Source organism: Vibrio sp. 10N.222.48.A3, from assembly GCF_041475345.1.
GTDB classification, from domain to species: Bacteria; Pseudomonadota; Gammaproteobacteria; order Enterobacterales; family Vibrionaceae; genus Vibrio; species Vibrio tasmaniensis_A.
The window spans coordinates 1-449 of record NZ_JBFRVX010001655.1; the positions used below are offsets into that span (position 1 = coordinate 1).

General features: G+C 36.1%; 1 protein-coding gene. It reads left to right on the forward strand.

The features are described from left to right. The coding region (locus tag AB4653_RS28285; RefSeq protein WP_372105945.1) for a hypothetical protein at positions 1-429 on the forward strand (429 nt) is incomplete at its 5' end. Positions 430-449: the final 20 nt, after the last annotated feature.

The window sequence follows — 449 nt, forward strand, 5'->3', positions numbered from 1 at the left end:
GCGCTACTTCCATTGATTAATTTGAATAAGTTGGAAACGCTTAAAATATCAGGAGTCAGCAAGGCTGAAAATTTTGAGGTTTTAGCAAGCCTACCTAATTTGCGCTATCTATTCATTGAGGGTGCGAAAAAACTAAACAATTTAGAATGCCTATCAGGTTTTACAGAGCTTATAAGTTTAGGTGTTGAAGGTACGATGTATACAAATCAAAAGGTCTTATCTTTGCAGCCAATCAGTACATTGCCAAATTTAGAAGCATTGTTTTTAACGTCAGTGAGCCTAACGGATAAATCAATACTGTGCTTAGCCGATTTACCTAAAATACGTGTATTGTCTTGCGCTAGGTTTACAACGAAAGAGCATTTCTCTTCTTTAAAGAGCAAAAAGCCAAACCTTAAATGTCGTTGGTTTGAGGCTTACGAAATTTAGCCCTAACGAATAAGGATTAA